We start from the raw sequence: 19,252 nt of genomic DNA on the forward strand, positions 1-19,252 counted from the left end.
CAAAGTTGTCAGCGCTCCACCGGTCTCCCGGCCCGTGGAGCGCTGACAGGTCGGGCCGACCGCCACTCGACGTGCCGACCGGACCCGAACGCCGAACCCCGCCACGCGGGTCCTGCGGTGAGGGGCAGGACGAGCCGTGGGGGCGGGCCGTGTGCGAAGGACGTCAAGGCGCGCTCGAGAATGCGAGACGAACGACGGAGGTGACGGCGCGCCAGTCCGAGCACACAGTCCGCTCCCACCGCGGACCCCGGACTCGGGCGCAGCTGCGGACGCCCGGTTCAGCGAGGAAGGTGGGCGCGGCGGTAGCCGCGGACGACCGGGCTCCACGGCTTGCCGGCGCCCTGGCCGGCGCGGACACGCTCCTCGGACGACGGCATGGCGCCGACGGGCTGGACCGTGGAGACTTCCGCGGTGTGCCTCGCCGCGCGGGCGTGGCGTCCCTCGACCGGGTGGACGCCGTCGAGGACGGGGAGCTCGGGGCGCCCGTCGCGCGCGTGGCGCGGTCCGCCGGGCTCGGGGTCCGGTGGGCGCGGTGGGTCGGCCATCCAGGCGCAGACCGCGAGCAGGATCCGGGCCGTGAAGTTGACCAGGAGCAGGAGCGTGACGAGGACGGCGAACGAGCCGAGCAGCGCGTTGCGGCTCGCGGTTCCGGCGACGAACGACGACCCGAGGTAGCGCAGGACGGCGAACCCCACGGAGGCCGTGAGCGAGCCCACGAGGAGGTCGCGCCGTCGGACGGGCACCCCGGCGAGAAGGGTCACGACGACCACCACCAGCAGCGCGTCGAGCAGGACGCTCACGAACAAGCCCGCTCCGGTCACGAGGACGGCCTGCCCGCCGGCGAGCCCGAGCGCGGACATGACCCGGTTCCCGAGGCTCGTGACGGTGATGCTCGCGACCGCCGAGACGAGCATGGTCAGTGCCAGGAGGAAGAACCCGAGGAGGGCTCGCGCGCGGGCGAGCAGGGCGCTCTGCCCTACGTCGCTCGCGCCGAACATCGTCCTCACGGCACCCCGGAGGTGGTACATGAAGGACACGACGGAGAAGAGCAGCACGACCCCGGCCACGATGCTCGTGAGGCTGACGCCCGCCTCGGGCAGCAGGTCTTCCTCGGGCTGGATCACGCCCGGTGAGCCGTCGACCGCGATGAGACCCGGGACGAGCTCGTTGAGCTCCGCGAAGACGGCGTCCATGAGCTCCTGGCGACCGCCGAGCACCTGCATGAAGATCGTGTACCCGATCGTCAGCGCGGCGAAGAGCGAGAAGAGCGCCGAGTACGCGATGCCGCCGCAGAGCAGGGCGCCGCGCGCGTAGAGGTACCGGTACGTCGCGCGCCCCGGGCGGCTGTCCTTCCACCACTCGACGACGTCGTGCGCGCGCTGCGCCGCACGAGAGACGGTGCTCGGGGCGGCGTCGTGCGGCGTCACGACCCGAACCCTACGAGGGGTCCGCCGGCCCGGCATCCCCGGGCCCGGTGTGCGGCGGCTCCGTGGCCCCGGTGAGCGGGAAGAGCCGCTCGGGGCGCCAGACGCCGTCGTCGCCGTGCTCGTAGAGGGAGAGGCCCGTCACGTCGAAGCGCGCCTCGTACGCGGCCATCTCGTCGAACGCGGCGTCGAGCGCGTCGTCGGGGACCTCGTGGGCCACGGTCACGTGCGGGTGGTAGTTGAACCGCAGGTCCTGCGCGAGCGGCCCGGAGCGGATCGCGCTCTCGAGGTGCTCGCACTCCGCGATCCCCTCGACCACCTGGATGAAGACGACGGGAGAGACGGGCCGGAAGGTCGCGCTGCCCCGCAGGTGCACCAGGAACGGCGCGGCCTGCGCCGCGACGGCCTCGAGGTGGTCGCGCGCGGCGACGAGCCCGGCGGGGTCGAGGACGGTGGGCCCCAGGAGCGTCACGTGCGGAGGGATCGACCGCGCGAGCGGGTCCCCGAACCGGGCGCGGGCGTCCTGGAGCTGTGTCGCGTAGGGCTCGGGAACCTCGATCGCGATGCCGATCCGCACCTGGTCCGGCCCACGCTCCGGGAGGTTCACGTGGTCGGCCCGCCCGCGGGCACGAGTCCGACACGGTCGTAGATCCGGGCGAGCGTGCCGGCGGCGATCTCGCGTGCCTTCTGGGCGCCGCGCGCGAGCACGGCGTCCAGCTCGGCCGGGTCCGCGAGGTAGGCGTTCGCGCGCTCCTGGAACGGGGTGAGGAACTCGACCACGACGTCCGCGAGGTCGACCTTGAGGTGACCGTAGCCGCGGCCGTCGTACTCGGCGGCGATGGCCTCGACGTCCCGGCCCGTGAGCGCCGAGTAGATCGTCAGGAGGTTGGAGACGCCGGGCTTCGCGACCGGGTCGTAACGGATCTCGGTGCCCGAGTCCGTCGCGGCCGAGCGGATGCGCTTCGCCGCGACCTTCGGGTCCTCGAGCAGCCAGATCACGCCCTTGCCGTTCGACGACGACTTGCTCATCTTCGCCGTCGGCTCCTGCAGGTCGTAGATCTTCGCCACGGAGCGCACGATGTGCGCGTCCGGCACGACGGCCGTGCCCTCGCCGAACCGCGCGTTGAGACGCTCGGCGAGGTCGCGCGTGAGCTCGAGGTGCTGGCGCTGGTCCTCGCCGACGGGGACGAGCGCCGCGTCGTAGAGCAGGATGTCGGCGGCCATGAGGACCGGGTAGGTGAAGAGGCCCACGGTCGTGCCCTCGGCGCCCTGCTTGGCCGACTTGTCCTTGAACTGGGTCATGCGACCCGCCTCGCCGAAGCCCGTCTGGCACGACAGCACCCAGGACAGCTCCGCGTGCTGGGGGACGTGCGACTGGACGAAGAGCGCCGAGCGCTCCGGGTCGACGCCGCCCGCGAGATACTGCGCGGCCGTGCGGCGCGTACGCTCGCGCAGCTTCTCCGGGTCGGGGTTCACCGTGAGCGCGTGGAGGTCGACCACGCAGTACAGCGCGTCGTAGGAGTCCTGGAGAGCGACCCACTGGCGCAGGGCGCCGATGTAGTTGCCGAGCTGGAGGGAGTCCTCGGTGGGCTGCATCCCCGAGAGGATGCGGGGCCTCGTCGCTCCTGTGGTCCCGATCTGCTGCGTGGTCACCGGAACCGGTGCCGACCCGACGCCTGCCGACCCGATCTGTGTCGCCTCGATGGACATTGCCCCATTCTGACAGGTCGCCCGCCGCCGGAACGAATCGCCAGGCGTCGGGCGGGGGTCGCCGAGCGCGTCAGGTCGCCTCGTCGTCGAACGGCGCCGGGCCGCTCGGGACCGCCGGCGCGGGGGGCGGCTGCGTGGCGACGCGCTCGCGGACCGGCTCGTCGTCGAGGAGGGCCTCGCGCACGATGCGGCGGGGGTCGTACTGGCGGGGGTCGAGCTTGGCCCAGTCCACGTCCCCGAGCTCCTCGCCGAGCTCGGTGTCGACGCGGGCCTTCGCGTCGCGCAGGTACCCCCGCGCGGACCGGACGAACGAGCCGAGCTGCTCGGCGTATCCGGGCAGGCGTTCGGGCCCGATGATGACCACCGCCACGACGAGGAGCACGATGAACTCGGCCCCGTTGATCCCGAACACGTCGACAGACTACTCGCTCGTGGCCTCGTCGAGGACGACGCGGACGTCACGCTCCTGGTCGCCCGTGCGGACGCGCAGCGTCACCGCGTCCCCGGGCGCCTTGGCACGGATCGCGACGATGAGCTCGTCGGACTCGGTGACCGGCCTGTCGTCGATCGAGAGGATGACGTCACCGGGTCGGATGCCCGCCGCCTCCGCGGGACCGTCCGGTGTCACGGCAGGCGTACCGCCCTGGGTGTCGGTGGACACCTGCACGCCCTCGCCCTGGTAGCGCTGGTCGAGCAGCACCCCGATCACGGGATAGGTCGCGACGCCGTCCGCGATGAGCTGCTCGGCCGTCCGCCGTGCCTGGTTGGACGGGACCGCGAAGCCCAGGCCGATGCTGCCCGTCGCCGCGGGGCTCCCCGGCGGCTGGGCGATCGCCGAGTTGATGCCGACGACCTCGCCGCGGCCGTTGACGAGCGGCCCGCCCGAGTTCCCCGGGTTGATGGCCGCGTCGGTCTGGATCGCGTTGATGAACGCCGTCTCGGCGGCCGCGCCCGCCTGCACGGGCCGGTTCAGGGCGCTGATGATCCCCGTCGTGACGGTCCCGTTGAGGCCGAGCGGCGCCCCGACGGCCACGACCGGGTCGCCGACGAGCACCTCGTCGGAGTTGCCGAGCGCGAGCGGTACGAGGCCGGTGTCCTCGACCTTGACCACGGCGAGGTCGTAGTCGACCGTGCGGCCGACGAGCTCCGCCGGGCTCTCGTGGCCGTCGGCGAACAGCACGACGACGTCCCCGCCCTCGGCTGCGCCTGCCACGACGTGGTTGTTCGTCAGGATGTACCCGTCCTCTCGCAGGACGAACCCCGACCCCGTGGCGACGCCCTCCGCGGCCTGCACCTGCAGCGAGACGACGCTCGGCAGGACCGTCGCCGCGATGTCCGCGACCGATCCCGCCGGGCGGTCGGCGCCGGGCTCCACGCTCGCCGGCGGGAGCGTCGACGCGACCGTCCGGTCCGAGCCCTGGTCCAGCAACCGGTCGGCGGCGACGCCGCCGACGGCCCCCGCGACGAGGCCCAGGACGACGACCCCCGCGACCGCCGTGGGCCGCACGCCGCGGCGTGGTCGCGGCGGTACGGGACCCGCGACGAGCGTCGGGTCGACCGATCCGCCGGGTCTGGTCGGGGCGGGCGGCTCGGGCTCGCCGAAGGAGCGCAAGGTCTCCCACGGGTCGGCGGGCCGTGCAGGACCGTCGTTGCCGCGGCCGGACGTCGCACCGGGCGGCGGCGGGACCGGCGTCGTCCCGGCGGCCGACGCGTGCGCCGCCACGTTCGGCGGCGCACCGGGTCCGGGGTACGGGACCGGCGGCACCGGCGCCGACGGAGGGACCGGCGGCGCGCTCCGGTAGACCGACGGCGGCGCGAACGGGTTGGGGGACCCGTCCGGGCGCCCCGGAGAGCCGTCGGCGCCCTGCGGGCCGCTGCGAGGTCCGTCCTGGGGGCCGGTCTGGGGGTCCGTCATGAGGTGCCGAGCGCTCCTGTCATGGTCGTCCAGCCCCGGGAGATGCGTGCCGGGACCCCGGCATCGTAGTCACGCGCGGGGAACGCCGCCACGAGAGCGTCGAGCGTGGCCCGCTCCGTGTCGGCGACGACGTCGATGACGGTGTCCCCGGACTGCCACACGACGTGCCACGGCTCGTCGGACAGCACGTGGACCGTCCGCCCGTCGACGTCCCACCTCGTCGCGTCCGCGAGCGCCGCCGTGTCCAGGCGGCCCGCCTGCTCGCGGACGACGACCTCGCCCCCCGGCGCGGCGAGGTCGATCTCGAGCATCTCGCGGGTCGGGTCGTCACGGACGTCGACGAGGCTGAAGCCGGGCGGCAGCGCCGTCGGGCACGTCCACCCCCGGCTCGCGAGGGCACCGAGGACAGCCGCGTCGTCGTCCGTCGCCCCGGCCGTCGACGCGCCCGTGGCGAGCGGCGCGGCGTGCGCGAGCGCGGTGAGCGGGTCCGCCCGGTGGGGGTTCGGCGTGACGGTCGGGCTCTCGCCGAGCACGAAGAGCCCGACCGCGGCGACGCCCACGCCCCCGACGACGAGGCCGACGACGCGGCGGCGGAGCGCCCCGCCACGCAGCTCTCCGCTCCACGCGCCGCGCGGGAGCGCCACCGGCTCGGTCCAGGGCCCGTTCGCGGCGGGCGGGCGCCGCAGGGGGTCGTCGACGGCGGGCGGGATCTGCGCCGAGAGCGCGAGGAGTCGCGCGGCGAGATCGGGGGCGGGCTCGACCGGCCCGGCCGTGCTGAGCGCCCGCCGCGCGGCACGCGCCGCGGCGAGCTCGTCCGCGCACCGCGGGCACCCGGTCACGTGCTCGAGGGCACGCTCGCTCTCGGCGGGCGAGAGCTGCCCGTCGACGAGTGCGGAGAGGCGGGAGCCGAGGTGCGTCACGCGGCCCCCCGGGCCGACCCGGCGGCGACCGCCGAGGACTGGGACGCCGAGGGACGCGCGGGCGAGCCGGGGACGTCGTCGGACGCCGGCCGGTCCGCCGGGTCGCGGTGCGGGAGCGCCGCGCGCAGCTGCGAGCGCGCCCGGTGGATCCGGGACCGGACGGTGCCGAGCTTGATGCCGAGCGTCACCGCGATCTCCTCGTACGACAGCCCCTCGATGTCGCACAGGACGACCGCGGCGCGGTACTCCGGGGAGAGCGCGTCGAGCGCCCGCTGCACGTCGTGGTCGAGGTTGGCGTGCTCGTAGCCGCGCTCGGGCTGGGCGTCGGGCCGCGCCGGGTAGAGCCCGTCGTCGTCGCCCATCGCCTCCATGCGGATGCGCTGCTTGCGTCGCACCTGGTCGAGGAAGAGGTTCGTCGTGATGCGGTGCAGCCAACCCTCGAACGTGCCGGGCGTGTAGCTCGACAGCGAGCGGAACACCCGGACGAACGTCTCCTGGGTGAGGTCCTCGGCGTCGTGCCGGTTCCCCGTCAGGCGGTACGCGAGGCGGTAGACCCGCGCCGAGTGCTCGCGCACGATCTCGTCCCACGTCGGTGGGACCCACACCCCCGCGTCGTCCGTCCCGCCCGTGGTCGTCACCGGTCGCCTGTCGCTCACGTCGTCCATCGTCCCAGAAGAACGCCCGGCGCCCTGCGGCTGTTCCCCGCCCGCCCCGGACGTCCGCGTGACGTCCACGGCGCGCACACACACGCGCGCGTCCGTCGGACGGCGCGGCGTCGGGCCGGGGTGGGCGGGGGCGAGTACGATCCGAGGCAGCCGAAGGATCCGCACGACCCGTCCCGTGGAGGTACCGATCACCAGCGACGTCGGCACCCATCGCAGCGCGAAGGCCGCGAGCTGGGTGTACAGCGAGGAGTTCGTCCTGGAGGACGAGGTCCTCCTGCGTGCGCGCGACCGCGCCGCCGAGCTCGGCTGCTCGACGGTCCTGCCCGGCGTGGGCGCCGTCCTGCAGGTGCTCGCCGCCTCGCTCGCGGCGCGCTCGGTCGTCGAGATCGGCACCGGGACGGGTGTCGCCTCGCTGTGGCTCCTGCGCGGGATGCCCGCCGACGGCGTGCTGACCACGATCGACGCCGAGGTCGAGCACCAGCGCGCGGCCAAGGAGGCGTTCGCCGAGGAGGGCGTGCCGTCCGCCCGGACGCGGACGATCCCGGGGCGTGCGAGCGAGGTCCTGCCCCGCCTCACGGACGGCGCGTACGACCTGGTGCTCGTCGGCGCCGACAAGCACAGCTACCCGGAGTACGTCGAGCAGGGGCTGCGCCTGCTGCGTCCGGGCGGCGTGCTCGCCGTCGACGGTGCGCTGTCGCACGACCGCGTCGCCGACCCGGCCCGCCGGGACGAGGTGACGACGATCGTCCGCGAGGTCGGCCGCTCCCTGCGGTCCGACGACCGCGTCCTGCCCGCACTCCTGCCGAGCGGCGACGGGCTGCTGCTCGCCGTGCGGCGCTGACGTCCGTCAGAGCCGGTCGAGCGCCTCGAGCAGCAGCCGGGCGCCGTAGCCCGTGGCGCCCGCCGTCGTCTCGTGACGGTCGGCCGTCGCGCGCGCGGGACCCGCGACGTCGAGGTGTGCCCAGGGCACGTCGCCGACGAACTCGCGCAGGAAGAGCGCGGCCGTGATCGACCCCCCGCCGGGGTTCTCGAGGGGGACGTGCCGGAGGTCCGCGACGTCGGACCGCAGCGCACCCGCGTAGTCCTCGACGAGCGGCATGCGCCACACACGCTCGCCCGTCGCGTCGGCGGCGTCCTCGATCGCCGACGCGACCCCCTCGTCCGTCACGAACAGCGCCGCGTGCCCGCGCCCCAGGCCGAGCGAGGCAGCGCCGGTGAGGGTCGCGACGTCGACGAGCACGTCCGGAGCGAGGTCGCGCACCGCGTACGCGAGCGCGTCGGCGAGCAGGAGCCGTCCCTCGGCGTCGGTGTTCGCCACCTCGACCGTGCGGCCCGAGAACGTGCGCAGGACGTCGCCGGGGCGGTAGGAGGACGAGCCCACGTGGTTCTCCGCGAGCGGCAGGACGGCCGTGACGCGCCGGTCCGAGCGCGCCTGGGCGGCACCGAGCACGACCGCGAGCGCGACGGCGGCGCCCGCCATGTCGGTCTTCATGGGGACCATCGCCTCGCGCGGCTTGATCGACAGGCCGCCCGTGTCGAACGTGACGCCCTTCCCGACGATCACGACGTGCCGGGGATCGTCGGCTCCCGTCGGGAGCACGCCGTGGTCCCGCGGGTCGTACGTGACGGTGACCAGTCGCGGCGGGCGCGCCGAGCCGGCCCCGACCGCGAGGATCGCGCCGAAGCCCTCGGACTCGAGCTCGAGCGGGCCGCGCACGCGGCTGTCGAGGCCCAGGGCGTCGCTCAGCTCGAGTGCGCGGTCGGCGAACCACGCCGGGTCCTTGACGTCCGACGGGGTGTTGGCGAGGTCCCGGACGAGCCAGGTCGCGCGGGCCGCTCGCGTCGCGGCGTCGATCGGCGCAGCCGGGTCCGGGCGCGACGCGTCGGTGAGCAGCACGAGCTGCTCGGCGGGTGCGCCGGCCGCGGCACCCGTCGGGTCGGGGGCGCCTCGGCGGGGTGGCCGGTACGCGGCCAGGAGATAGCCCTCGACGAACGAGCGCACCTCGTCCGCGCCGGCGTCGCCCGTCACGGCGCTCACGACGCGCTCGAGCCCGCGCGCCTCACGGGCCAGCGCGGCACCCGCCCGCCGCAGCTCGGCAGGAGAACCGCCACCGACGCCGAGCAGCACGAGCCGTGACGGCAGACCCGCCCACCGGAGCCGGAGCGTGGACCCGACGTGCGCACGCGGCAGGTCGAGGCGCAGGACGTCTCCCGCGGCACCGCGGAAGCGGGGTCCGCCCGAGCGTTCGGCGAGCTCGGCGAGATCGATGCCGTACCGCACGGCGGCGTCGACCGTGCCCGACCGCGGCTGCAGGCCGTCCCCCGCCTCGTTCGCCGGGGCGACCGCCACCACGACGGCCGCGACCTCACCGTCGACGAGCAGCGGCGTGTCGCTCAGGCGGCCGTGGGCACCCACGACCTCCGGGAGCGGGGTCGGCAGCTCGAGACGGCCGGCTCCGTCGCGCTCACGTGAGGACAATCAGCCCACCACGGCCTGGAGCGCCTCACCCAGCTCGCTGGCCTCGGTCGCGTTGAGCTCCACCACGAGCCGTCCACCGCCCTCGAGCGGGACTCGCATGACGATGCCTCGCCCTTCCTTGGTGACCTCCAGCGGGCCGTCACCCGTCCGCGGCTTCATCGCAGCCATCGATGGCTCTCCATTCCGTTGTCCCGAGTCCACCCCGCGCACGCGAGGAGGGGCGTCCGACCTCGGACGACGCCCGCCGGACAGTCTAGTTCACCCGGACCGACGTCCCGGGCGCCCGGCGCCGCCCCTGATCCACCCGAGCCACGACCGACCGTCACGGTGGCCAGCCCGAGGGGGGCACGAGCCGCCACAGCGACCAGACCCACCATGCCTGGCCCGCGAGGAACACGACGGTGACCGCGCCGAGCCACACGCGCGAACGGGTCCAGCCGGCCGTGACCGCCGCGAGCGGGAAGGCCAGGACGAGGAACCGGACGATCGACGTCCCGGGCTGGATCGTCGCGACGAGGTAGGCGAGGTATGCGCCGGACCACGCGTGCATCTCCGGGCCGAGGCGGGCGGCGACGGGGTTGAGCACGAGCGCCGCCGTCGCGACCAGGACGAGGGCCAGGACCCACGGGCCCGCGCCGTCGAAGAGCCAGCGCGAGACGTCCACCCAGGGAACGAACGGGACCACCTCCGCTCCCCCGCGCCACGCCTCCTGCGTGCGGAAGTACGCCTGGTCGACGCCCGTGACCAGGCTGCACACCCACGGCCAGAGCAGCCCGCTGACCAGGGCGACGGCGAGGAGCCCTCCGAGACGTACGACGTCGGGGACGCGCAGGTCGCCGCGGCGCCACCGGGCGACGGCGTGCCACACCACGACCGCGGCCATCGGGAGCGCGACGGCGCGGGAGAACCCGAGCAGGACGATCGCGAGCGCCGCCCAGGCGTAGCGACGGCGCGCGAGGAGCAGCAACGACGTCGCGACGAGTAGCAGCGCGAGCGACTCCGTGTACGCGACCTGCAGCACCGGGCTCGAGGGGAACACGCTCACGAGCAGGACCGTCGCGAGCGGCAGCCCCGGCCGGCGCTCGACCGCCGCGGCACCCGCCGTCGCGACGAGGTGGTGGATCACCAGGACCGCCCCGGCGCCGCACGCGAGGGCGACGCCCGGCGCCAGCACGTCCCAGCCGAGACCCGTCTGCGCGTCGAGCGCGCGCACCAACGCCGGGTAGAGCGGGAAGAACGCCCAGACGTTCTGCTGGACCACGCCGTCGGCGTCGACGGGGAGGGTGCCCGGATAGCCGGACGCGAAGATCTGCTCGTACCAGCTCGCGTCCCACATGCGGGCCGTCCAGGCGACGTACGACGGCGCGGCGTCCGTCCAGAGGTTGGCCTCCTGCGACCGCGAGACCACCACGAGGATCGCCGCGCTCACGGCGCGCGCGAGGCCGTACACGGCGAGGACCTGCACCCACCACGGCCACGTCGGCGGGCGCAGCACTCGCACCCGCACCACCGGCTGGGACGAGGGCCGGCCTGAGGTCACGCGAGCCCTCGCAGCGCCGCCGCGGGCGGGGTCTCGTCGCGGACCGCGGCCACCAGGTCGAGCACGCGCCGGGTCGCGGCGACGTCGTGCGCGCGGAACACGCGCGCGCCCAGCCAGGCGGAGAGGGCCGTCGCCGCGAGCGTCCCCTCGAGCCGTTCGTCGGCCGGGAGGTCGAGCGTCTCCCCCACGAAGTCCTTGCGGGAGAGCGCGACGAGCAGCGGGAAGCCCAGCGCGGCGAGGACCTCCGTGCGCCGCACGAGGTGCAGGGAGTGCCACGTGTTCTTGCCGAAGTCGTGCGTCGGGTCGACGAGCACCGACGCGCGCGGCACCCCGCACGCGACCGCGCGCTCGGCGGCGGCGCGCAGCGTGGCCACGACATCCTGCACGACGCCGTCGCGCGGGTCGGCCGCGCCCGGCCGGGCCGGGTAGGCGACCCGGAAGGGGTCCGTGCGGGGCGTCGCCCCGCCCGTGTGCGAGCACACCACGCCGACGCCGTGCTCGCCCGCGACCTCGACGAGCCGCGGGTCGTGCCCGGCCCACGTGTCGTTGACGAGGTCGGCGCCCGCGAGCGCCGCCTCGTGCGCGACCTCGGCGCGCCACGTGTCGACGCTGACGAGCAGGTCCGGGAACTCGGTGCGAACCCTCGCGACGAACGGCACGACCCGGCGGATCTCCTCCGCGGGCGTCACCTCCGGGCCGACGCCCGCCCGCACGCCGCCCACGTCGACGATCTCGGCGCCCTCCTCGACCGCGCGCGCGACGGCCGCGAGCGCCACGCCGTCGTCGAGCTGACGCGCGCCCGCGTAGAACGAGTCGTCGGTGCGGTTGACGATCGCCATGACCGCCGGCCGGTCGAGCTCGCGCCCGCGCAGCACGAGGGACGTCCCGCGCGGGGGCACGCCGAGGGGCGGCAGAGCATCCGCCGGACCGCTCCTCGTGCGGCTCGCGACGGGCGGACCGGACGGTTCGGACGGGACGTGTGCGGGCATCGGCGCCGCTATCTCGTCAGCGCTCGTCAGCTCGCGTCGCCGGCGCTCGCGCGGGCGAGCTCCTCGGTCGCCTCGAGCTCTTCCGCGCGCAGCTCGGCGCCGCGCTCGCGCACGTAGGCCACCGCCTCGGCAGGGTCGTCGCACAGGTGCACGAGGTCGACGTCCTGCGCACTGATCATGCCGCGCCCGACGGCGGCCGACCCGGCCCACTCGAGCAGCCCGCCCCAGTAGTCGGAGCCGATGAGGGCGAGCGGGAACTCGGTGATCTTGTGCGTCTGGACGAGGGTGAGCGCCTCGAACAGCTCGTCGAACGTGCCGAACCCGCCGGGGAGCACGACGAAGCCCTGCGCGTACTTGACGAACATCGTCTTGCGCGCGAAGAAGTACCGGAAGTTCACGCCGAGGTTGACGTACTGGTTCATGCCCTGCTCGAACGGCAGCTCGATGCCGAGGCCGACCGACCGGCCCCCGGCCTCGTTCGCCCCCTTGTTCGCCGCCTCCATGATGCCGGGACCCCCGCCGGTGATGACGGCGAAGCCGTCCTCCACGAGCAGCCGCCCGACCTCCTCGGCGAGCGCGTAGTCCGGGTGGTCGGGCCGCGTGCGGGCCGAGCCGAAGACCGACACCGCGGGCCCGATCTCGGCGAGCGCGCCGAAGCCCTCGACGAACTCGCTCTGGATTCGCATGACGCGCCACGGGTCGGAGTGCACCCAGTCCGCGCTGCCGCGCGAGTCGAGGAGGCGCTGGTCCGTCGTCTGCCGGGGGATCTGGTCGCCGCGCAGCAGCACCGGGCCCTTGCGGTAGCCGGAGCCGGCCTGCGGCAGCCCCTCGTCGCCGCCCTCGCCCGACCGTTGGTCTCGCGCCTCGTCCCGCACCGTGTCGCTCATGGTCACGAGCCTATGCCGCGGAGGAGCCGGTGAGCCATGCGCGCAGCGCGTCGCGGCACAGCGCGAGCTGCCCGGCGGGGACGCGCTCGTCGTCCTTGTGCGCGAGCAGCGGGTCGCCGGGACCGAAGTTCACGGCCGGGACCCCGAGCTCCGCGAAGCGCGCGACGTCGGTCCAGCCGTACTTGGGGCCGGGCGCCCCGCCCGTGACGGCGAGAACCGCGGCCGCGAACTCCGCGGCGAGCGGGTCGTCGAGGCCGGGCCGCGCGCCGGGCGCCGCGTCGGTGAGGACCACGTCGAAGCCGGCGAAGAGCTCGCGCACGTGCCGCTCGGCGTCGGCGACCGAGCGCGACGGCGCGAAGCGGAAGTTCACCGTGACCACGCACTCGTCCGGGACGACGTTCCCCGCGATCCCGCCACGGATACCGACGGCGTTCATCCCCTCCCGGTACACGAGGCCGTCGACCTCGACCTCCCGCGGGACGTACGCCGCGAGGCGGTCGAGCACCTCGTGCGCGGCGTGGATCGCGTTGAGACCGGTCCAGGCCCGTGCCGAGTGCGCCGCGACGCCGGGGACGCGAACCTCCACCCGCAGGGTCCCGTTGCAGCCGCCCTCGAGCCCGGCCGCCGTCGGCTCGCCGAGCACCGCGAAGTCCGCCGCGAGCAGGTCGGGCCGGTTCCGGACGAGCCGCCCGAGCCCGTTGAGGTCCGAGTCGACCTCCTCGAGGTCGTAGAAGACCCACGTGACGTCCGGCACCGGCTCCACGAGCTCGGCCGCGAGCGCGAGCGCCACCGCGACCCCGCCCAACATGTCCACCGTGCCGCGACCCCAGACCTCCGCGTGGTGGCCGTCGCCCACCACGCGCGTCGGCAGGTTCGGCGGGTCGGTCAGCGGCACCGTGTCGAGGTGCCCCGCGACGACCACGCGGCGAGCGCGGCCCAGGTTCGTGCGCGCGACCACCGCGTTGCCGTCGCGCACCACCTCGAGGTGCGAGAACGCGCTGAGGGCCACCTGGACGGCGTCGGCCAGCGTGCGCTCGTCCCCGCTCACCGACGGGATGTCGCACACCGCCCGGAACAGGGTGACGAGGTCGCCCTCCAGGTCCAGCACGGGCGGGACGAGTGACGGAGTCGCGGAGGTCGTGGGAGAGGTCACCCCAGCACCCTACCGGCGGCCGATAGGGTGGTGCGCATGACTTCTGCGACCCACGCGACCACCCCCTCGGCGGCCGCGTCCGAGCCGCGTACGGCGTGGGGCTTCGGCCTGGCGACCGTCACCGACGACGGCACGACCCTCGACGTCTGGTACCCCTCGCCCGCGCTCGGCGCGGCGCCCCAGGACACGACCCTCCCCGCGTCCCTCGACGCGCTCGCGGAGCGCGACGACCTGCGCGGCGTGGACGTCGTCGTCGTCCGCACCGAGATCGACCTCGACACCGCACCCGCCGACACCGCCGACGCCTACCTGCGCCTGCACCTGCTCTCGCACCGCCTGGCCGCCCCGCACACGCTCAACCTCGACGGCCTGTTCGGCGTCCTGGTCAACGTCGTGTGGACGAACCACGGCGCGTGCGCGACGGACGGCTTCGAGGAGACACGCCTGCGGCTGCGCGCGACCGGGCAGCCCGTCACCGTCTACGGCGTCGACAAGTTCCCCCGCATGGTCGACTACGTCGTCCCCACCGGCGTGCGCATCGCCGACGCCGACCGCGTGCGCCTCGGTGCGCACCTCGCCCCCGGCACGACCGTCATGCACGAGGGCTTCGTCAACTTCAACGCCGGCACGCTCGGCACGTCGATGGTCGAGGGCCGCATCTCCGCGGGGGTCGTCGTGGGCGACGGGTCCGACATCGGCGGCGGCGCCTCGATCATGGGCACGCTCTCCGGCGGGGGCCGCGAGGTCATCTCCGTCGGGCAGCGCTCGCTGCTCGGTGCCAACGCCGGCCTCGGCATCCCGCTCGGGGACGACTGCGTCGTCGAGTCCGGCCTGTACGTCACGGCGGGCACCAAGGTCTCCGTGGTGGGGCAGACCGACGACGCCGGTGCGCCGCTCGTCGTCAAGGCCCGCGAGCTCGCGGGTCGCTCCGGCATCCTCTTCCGCCGCAACTCCCTCACCGGCGGCGTCGAGGCGGTCTCGCGCACGGGCGCGGGGGTCGAGCTCAACGCCGCGCTGCACGCGAACTGATCGACGCAGGCCGACCATGAGCACGCCCCGGCCCCCGCGCCCGCGAGGCGCGACGACCGGGCGCGCTCGCACCCGACGCCGCCCGCTGCGGGCCGCGGTCACCCTCCTCACGGTGACCGCGGTCGCGGTGGGCGGCGTCGTCGTCGCGCTCAACCGCCTCGACGAAGAGACCCCCGTCGCCGAGCGCTGCGCGGCGACCGCCGACGGTCGCACCTGGTACCTCTCCCTCACGCAGTCCGACAACGCCGCGCTCGTCACGGCGACGGCGGTCCGGCGCGGCTACCCCGCCCGTGCCGCCACGATCGGGCTCGCGACCGCGCTCCAGGAGTCGCGCCTGGTCAACATCGACTACGGCGACCGCGACTCGGTCGGATTGTTCCAGCAGCGCCCCTCCCAGGGCTGGGGCAGCGTCGAGCAGATCATGGACCCCGTGTACTCGACCAACGCGTTCTACGACGTGCTCGAGACGATCGACGGCTACGAGACCCTGGAGGTCACCGTCGCCGCGCAGGCCGTCCAGCGGTCCGGGTTCCCCGACGCGTACGCCCAGCACGAGCCGCGCTCGCGCGCCTGGGCCTCCGCGCTGACCGGCCACTCCCCCGCCTCCCTCACGTGCGACCTCGCGCCCGTCGCCGCGGTGGAGATCCCCGCCGACGGCGAGCCGACCGAGCTCCTCACCACGCGCGTCGCGCGCGACCTCGGCGAACTGCCCGTCGTCGTCGACGAGTCCGATCCCGACGGCGGCACGGTCGTCGTCGACCCGACGTCCCTCCCGACGGCGGCCGGCGACGGCGGCCCCGATCGCGCCGCATGGGCCGTCGCCCAGTGGGCGGTGGCGACCGCGGACGCCACCAACGTCGTCGCCGTCGACGTCGCCGACCAGAATTGGACCCGCGACGACCCCACCTGGACCACGGCCGACCCGGCCGCCGACGGCACGGCTCCCCCGCCCGCCCCGGGCACCGTCCGCCTCACGGTCGCGACGCCCGACCCGTCCTGAGGCTTCCGTCAGGCGCCTTGAGGGTCACCTCGGGCGCGGGTCACCCACTGTGGGTCGCCTCGGGTGTCGGGACCGGGGGCTGCGCGCGCGGTCTACCATCCGCGCGCTCGTTCCTCGCGCGCTCCCGCCAGGCCCACCACGACCGCGCGCGCAGCCCCCGATCCCTCCTGCACCACCTCACCCCGTGCGCCGATCACCCACCCGCGGCCCAGCCGCGCGCCGGGTCGCCGCTGCCGCCGTGTCGCCTCGTCGTGGTCGGCGTGCGCGAGACGGAACGCCCGGGCCTCACTCTGGCGACGCCGAGATAGCGACCCTGGGCCGCGGGCCGGGGTGACGGACCGACGAGGGAAGCCGGAGTGTCGACCAGGGTGACGTGCCCACGAGGGAGGGGGTGGGGTGTGCGGCGCCGGTCGTGGTGGGCCTGGCGGGAGCCGCGAGGAACGAGCGGCGGATGGTAGACCGGCGCCGCACACCCCACCCCCTCCCGAACGCGACCCGAACGCCCCACCCCCTCCCGGACGCGACCCGAACGCCCCACCCCCTCCCGGACGCGACCCGAACGCCCCGATACGACGAACGCCGCACAGCTCACCGGGAGGCGAGCGGCGCGGCGTCCGGGGAGGCAGGCGTCAGCGGTCGGAGACCGGGACGTAGTCGCGCTCGGTCTCGCCGACGTAGACCTGGCGCGGGCGGCCGATCTTGGTCTGCGGGTCCTTCATCATCTCGCGCCACTGCGCGATCCAGCCGGGCATGCGGCCCAGCGCGAAGAGCGGCGTGAACATGGCGGGCGAGAAGCCCATCGCCTTGTAGATGAGGCCGGTGTAGAAGTCGACGTTCGGGTAGAGCTTGCGCTCGATGAAGTAGTCGTCGTTGAGCGCGATCTCCTCGAGGCCCATGGCGATGTCGAGGAGCTGGTCCTTCTTGCCGAGGGTCGAGAGCACGGCGTCGGCGGACTTCTTCACGATGGCGGCGCGCGGGTCGTAGTTCTTGTAGACGCGGTGCCCGAAGCCCATGAGGCGGACGCCGTCCTCCTTGTTCTTCACCTTCTTCATGAAGGTGTCGACGTCGTACTCGGCGCCCGCGATCTTGTCGAGCATCGTCAGGACGGACTCGTTCGCGCCGCCGTGCAGCGGGCCGGACAGCGCGTTGACGCCCGCCGCGACGGACGCGTAGAGGTTGGCGTGCGACGAGCCGACGACGCGCACGGTCGACGTGGAGCAGTTCTGCTCGTGGTCGGCGTGCAGGATGAGCAGCTTGTCGAGCGCGTCGACGACGACCGGATCGGCCTCGTACTGCTGGTACGGGGTCGCGAAGGTCATGCGCAGGAAGTCGTCGACGTACCCGCGCGAGTAGTCCGGGTAGAGCAGGGGCTCACCGACGCGGCGGCGGTGCAGGTAGGACGTGATGGTGCGGGTCTTGGCGAGGAGCAGGACGGTGGCGAGCTCGACCGTCTCGTCGTCGAACGGGTCGAGCGACTCGGGGTAGAACGTCGACAGCGCGTTGATCGCCGACGACAGCACGGCCATCGGGTGCGCGTTGCGCGGGAACGTCCCCATGAACGTGCGGAAGTCCTCGTGCACGAGGGTGTGGCGGTTGACGCGCTCGACGAACGCCTCGAGCGTCGGGGTGTCGGGGAGCTCGCCGTGGATGAGCAGGTACGCGACCTCGAGGAAGCTCGCCTGCTCGGCGAGCTGCTCGATGGGGTACCCGCGGTACCGCAGGATGCCCGCGTCGCCGTCGATGTACGTGATGCTCGACTCGCACGACGCGGTGTTCATGAAGCCCGGGTCGACCGTCACCAGGCCGGTCGACTTGAGCAAGGAGGACACGACGATGCCGTCGTTGCCGTCGGTCGCCGCGACCACGGGCAGGTCCTGCGCCTGGTCGTCGACGAGGAGGCGGACCGTCGCCTGCTGTGTGGTGGTCATGGTTCCCTTCCTGCTGCTGCTCGCGCCGTTGCCGCGCGGTCGACCGTACCCCGCTTCACCCGCACGTGACCAATCCGGAACCGTCACGAGAACCCCACACGAATGTGAGGCACGTCACGTCAGCGATCAGGCTCCGGACAGTCGAGCGGCGGCCTCGTGAACACGTTCGTCCGTCGCGGTCAGGGCGACGCGCACGTGCCCGGCGCCCTGACGTCCGTAGAACGCTCCCGGTCCGACCAGTATGCCGAGGTCGGCGAGGTCCGACACGGTCTGCCAGCAGTCCTGCTCGCCGCCTCCGGCCGGCCGCGACCACAGGTACAGGCCCGCCTCGGAGTGGTCGATCTCCAGTCCCGCGGCGCCCAGCGCCCCGACGAGCACCTCGCGGCGGCGCGCGTAGACCTCGCGCTGTGCGGCGACGTGCGAGTCGTCCGTGAGCGCCGCGACCATCGCGGCCTGGACCGGGGCGGGGACGATCATCCCGAGGTGCTTGCGGGTCGCGAGCAGGTCGGCGACGAGCGCCGGGTCGCCCGCGACGAACGCGGCCCGGTAGCCCGCCATGCTGGACTGCTTGGAGAGCGAGTAGGTGACGAGCAGCCCTTCGTGCGAGCCGCCCGAGACTGCCGGGTTCAGCAGGCTGGAAACGCCGCTCGTCGCGTAGGGCTCGGCCCACGCGAGCTCCGCGTAGCACTCGTCGCTCGCCACGACGGCGCCGATCGCGCGGGCCGCCTCGACCACGCGCGCGAGGTGGGCGGCGTCGAGCACGCGCCCCGTGGGGTTGCTCGGCGAGTTGACCCACACGAGCCGGACGTCGGTCCGGCTGGCCCACGCGTCGACGTCGTCGGTCGCGAGCGCGGTCGCGCCCGCGAGCCGCGCCCCGACGTCGTACGTGGGGTAAGCCGTGCTCGGGTGCACGACGACGTCGCCCGACCCGAGGCGCAGGAGCGACGGCAGCAGGCCCACGAGCTCCTTGCTGCCGATCGTGGGCAGGACCGCGTCGGGGTCCAGGCCCGGGACGCCGCGGCGGCGCGCGAACCACCCCGCGACCGCCTCGCGGAGAGCCAGGGTGCCGTGCGTCGTCGGGTAACCGTGGGCGTCCGACGCCGCGGCGAGGGCCTCGCGCACGACCGCGGGCGTCGGGTCGACGGGCGTACCGATCGACAGGTCGACGACACCGCGCGGATGCGCGCGGGCGCGCTCCGCGTACGACGTCAGCGTGTCCCAGGGATAGGCGAGGCCGGAAAGATCGGCGAGTCCCACGTCAGGCGAGGCAGGAGGCTCAGGCCTGCGGCGGCAGGGCGGCGATCATCGGGTCGTCCTTCTCGATGAGACCCATCTTCGCGGCGCCACCGGGCGAGCCGAGGTCGTTGAAGTACTCGACGTTGGCGCGGTAGTAGTCGCTCCACTCCGTCGGGACGTCGTCCTCGTAGTAGATGGCCTCGACGGGGCACACCGGCTCGCACGCGCCGCAGTCGACGCACTCGTCCGGGTGGATGTACAGCGACCGCTTTCCCTCGTAGATGCAGTCGACAGGACACTCCTCGATGCACGCCTTGTCCTTGACGTCCACGCACGGCTGGGCGATCACGTAAGTCACGACCGGTTACCTTTCTGGA

The 19,252-nt window shown here is 74.2% G+C and carries 19 protein-coding genes; 3 read left to right on the forward strand and 16 right to left on the reverse strand.

What is annotated here, in order from left to right; all coding sequences use genetic code 11:
- Positions 1 to 278: 278 nt before the first annotated feature.
- The 7 genes from AC4H2H_RS15110 to sigE all read right to left on the reverse strand — a co-directional run bounded on the left by AC4H2H_RS15110 (position 279) and on the right by sigE (position 6,625).
- The gene (locus AC4H2H_RS15110; protein WP_494371638.1) at positions 279 to 1,427 is read right to left on the reverse strand and encodes a YihY/virulence factor BrkB family protein; all 1,149 of its coding nucleotides are present in this window, start codon (positions 1,425 to 1,427) and stop codon (positions 279 to 281) included.
- 10 nt (positions 1,428 to 1,437) lie between these two features.
- Positions 1,438 to 2,031: a 2'-5' RNA ligase family protein gene (locus AC4H2H_RS15115; protein ID WP_494371639.1), complete on the reverse strand. Its 594-nt coding sequence runs from the start codon at positions 2,029 to 2,031 to the stop codon at positions 1,438 to 1,440.
- Positions 2,028 to 3,134: a tryptophan--tRNA ligase gene (gene trpS, locus AC4H2H_RS15120; RefSeq protein WP_494371640.1), complete on the reverse strand. Its 1,107-nt coding sequence runs from the start codon at positions 3,132 to 3,134 to the stop codon at positions 2,028 to 2,030. The genes AC4H2H_RS15115 and trpS overlap by 4 nt, the downstream gene beginning before the upstream one ends.
- 70 nt (positions 3,135 to 3,204) lie before the next feature.
- Positions 3,205 to 3,546 (reverse strand): twin-arginine translocase TatA/TatE family subunit, encoded by a 342-nt coding sequence (locus AC4H2H_RS15125; RefSeq protein WP_494371641.1) that lies wholly within the window; start codon positions 3,544 to 3,546, stop codon positions 3,205 to 3,207.
- Positions 3,547 to 3,555: 9 nt separating this feature from the next.
- Positions 3,556 to 5,049 (reverse strand): S1C family serine protease, encoded by a 1,494-nt coding sequence (locus AC4H2H_RS15130; protein ID WP_494371642.1) that lies wholly within the window; start codon positions 5,047 to 5,049, stop codon positions 3,556 to 3,558.
- Positions 5,046 to 5,969, reverse strand: coding sequence for a zf-HC2 domain-containing protein (locus AC4H2H_RS15135; RefSeq protein WP_494371643.1), 924 nt, complete (start codon positions 5,967 to 5,969; stop codon positions 5,046 to 5,048). Before AC4H2H_RS15135 ends, AC4H2H_RS15130 begins: the two co-directional genes overlap by 4 nt.
- Complete coding sequence (gene sigE / locus AC4H2H_RS15140; RefSeq protein WP_494371644.1) at positions 5,966 to 6,625, reverse strand: RNA polymerase sigma factor SigE; 660 nt, start codon at positions 6,623 to 6,625, stop codon at positions 5,966 to 5,968. Before sigE ends, AC4H2H_RS15135 begins: the two co-directional genes overlap by 4 nt.
- A 184-nt stretch (positions 6,626 to 6,809) precedes the next feature.
- Here sigE and AC4H2H_RS15145 point away from each other — a divergent pair, with 184 nt between their 5' ends.
- Positions 6,810 to 7,475 carry an O-methyltransferase gene (locus tag AC4H2H_RS15145; RefSeq protein ID WP_494371645.1) on the forward strand — a complete coding sequence of 222 codons (666 nt, stop codon included), beginning with the start codon at positions 6,810 to 6,812 and terminating at the stop codon, positions 7,473 to 7,475.
- Between the two features lie 6 nt (positions 7,476 to 7,481).
- Here the strand turns inward: AC4H2H_RS15145 and AC4H2H_RS15150 are convergent, their stop codons facing one another.
- The 6 genes from AC4H2H_RS15150 to dapE all read right to left on the reverse strand — a co-directional run bounded on the left by AC4H2H_RS15150 (position 7,482) and on the right by dapE (position 13,682).
- Positions 7,482 to 9,113, reverse strand: a complete 1,632-nt coding sequence (locus AC4H2H_RS15150; protein WP_494371646.1) for a leucyl aminopeptidase family protein — start codon at positions 9,111 to 9,113, stop codon at positions 7,482 to 7,484.
- Positions 9,114 to 9,281, reverse strand: a complete 168-nt coding sequence (locus AC4H2H_RS15155; RefSeq protein ID WP_064506638.1) for a DUF3117 domain-containing protein — start codon at positions 9,279 to 9,281, stop codon at positions 9,114 to 9,116.
- A 154-nt stretch (positions 9,282 to 9,435) separates the two neighbouring features.
- Positions 9,436 to 10,614 (reverse strand): hypothetical protein, encoded by a 1,179-nt coding sequence (locus AC4H2H_RS15160; RefSeq protein ID WP_494371647.1) that lies wholly within the window; start codon positions 10,612 to 10,614, stop codon positions 9,436 to 9,438.
- Positions 10,615 to 10,649: 35 nt separating this feature from the next.
- Positions 10,650 to 11,642 carry a dihydropteroate synthase gene (folP, locus tag AC4H2H_RS15165; RefSeq protein ID WP_494371648.1) on the reverse strand — a complete coding sequence of 331 codons (993 nt, stop codon included), beginning with the start codon at positions 11,640 to 11,642 and terminating at the stop codon, positions 10,650 to 10,652.
- Between the two features lie 26 nt (positions 11,643 to 11,668).
- Positions 11,669 to 12,529 (reverse strand): LOG family protein, encoded by an 861-nt coding sequence (locus AC4H2H_RS15170; RefSeq protein WP_494371649.1) that lies wholly within the window; start codon positions 12,527 to 12,529, stop codon positions 11,669 to 11,671.
- 10 nt (positions 12,530 to 12,539) lie between these two features.
- Positions 12,540 to 13,682: a succinyl-diaminopimelate desuccinylase gene (gene dapE, locus AC4H2H_RS15175; protein WP_494371650.1), complete on the reverse strand. Its 1,143-nt coding sequence runs from the start codon at positions 13,680 to 13,682 to the stop codon at positions 12,540 to 12,542.
- 36 nt (positions 13,683 to 13,718) lie between these two features.
- Between dapE and dapD the strand changes: the two genes are divergently transcribed.
- Positions 13,719 to 14,711 carry a 2,3,4,5-tetrahydropyridine-2,6-dicarboxylate N-succinyltransferase gene (dapD, locus tag AC4H2H_RS15180; RefSeq protein WP_494371651.1) on the forward strand — a complete coding sequence of 331 codons (993 nt, stop codon included), beginning with the start codon at positions 13,719 to 13,721 and terminating at the stop codon, positions 14,709 to 14,711.
- 16 nt (positions 14,712 to 14,727) lie between these two features.
- A complete protein-coding gene (locus tag AC4H2H_RS15185) occupies positions 14,728 to 15,711 on the forward strand; it encodes a hypothetical protein (protein ID WP_494371652.1) in 984 nt (327 codons plus the stop codon).
- A 629-nt stretch (positions 15,712 to 16,340) separates the two neighbouring features.
- On the opposite strand, the gene AC4H2H_RS15190 is transcribed toward AC4H2H_RS15185, so the two are convergent.
- The 3 genes from AC4H2H_RS15190 to fdxA all read right to left on the reverse strand — a co-directional run bounded on the left by AC4H2H_RS15190 (position 16,341) and on the right by fdxA (position 19,233).
- Positions 16,341 to 17,639: a citrate synthase gene (locus AC4H2H_RS15190; RefSeq protein WP_494371653.1), complete on the reverse strand. Its 1,299-nt coding sequence runs from the start codon at positions 17,637 to 17,639 to the stop codon at positions 16,341 to 16,343.
- Between the two features lie 126 nt (positions 17,640 to 17,765).
- On the reverse strand, positions 17,766 to 18,896 hold the full coding sequence (gene dapC / locus AC4H2H_RS15195; RefSeq protein ID WP_494371654.1) for a succinyldiaminopimelate transaminase: 1,131 nt from the start codon (positions 18,894 to 18,896) through the stop codon (positions 17,766 to 17,768).
- 19 nt (positions 18,897 to 18,915) lie between these two features.
- A complete protein-coding gene (gene fdxA, locus AC4H2H_RS15200; protein WP_494371655.1) occupies positions 18,916 to 19,233 on the reverse strand; it encodes a ferredoxin in 318 nt (105 codons plus the stop codon).
- Positions 19,234 to 19,252: the final 19 nt, after the last annotated feature.

The sequence above is a fragment of the Cellulosimicrobium sp. BMG9.22 genome, from assembly GCF_059159975.1.

Coding starts and splice junctions, on each gene's coding strand:
- trpS (WP_494371640.1), bottom strand. CDS start 3,134: ATGTCCATCGAGGCGACACAGATCGGGTCGGCAGGCGTCGGGTCGGCA.
- AC4H2H_RS15170 (WP_494371649.1), bottom strand. CDS start 12,529: ATGAGCGACACGGTGCGGGACGAGGCGCGAGACCAACGGTCGGGCGAG.
- folP (WP_494371648.1), bottom strand. CDS start 11,642: ATGCCCGCACACGTCCCGTCCGAACCGTCCGGTCCGCCCGTCGCGAGC.
- AC4H2H_RS15190 (WP_494371653.1), bottom strand. CDS start 17,639: ATGACCACCACACAGCAGGCGACGGTCCGCCTCCTCGTCGACGACCAG.
- AC4H2H_RS15130 (WP_494371642.1), bottom strand. CDS start 5,049: ATGACGGACCCCCAGACCGGCCCCCAGGACGGACCTCGCAGCGGCCCG.
- AC4H2H_RS15155 (WP_064506638.1), bottom strand. CDS start 9,281: ATGGCTGCGATGAAGCCGCGGACGGGTGACGGCCCGCTGGAGGTCACC.
- dapD (WP_494371651.1), top strand. CDS start 13,719: ATGACTTCTGCGACCCACGCGACCACCCCCTCGGCGGCCGCGTCCGAG.
- AC4H2H_RS15185 (WP_494371652.1), top strand. CDS start 14,728: ATGAGCACGCCCCGGCCCCCGCGCCCGCGAGGCGCGACGACCGGGCGC.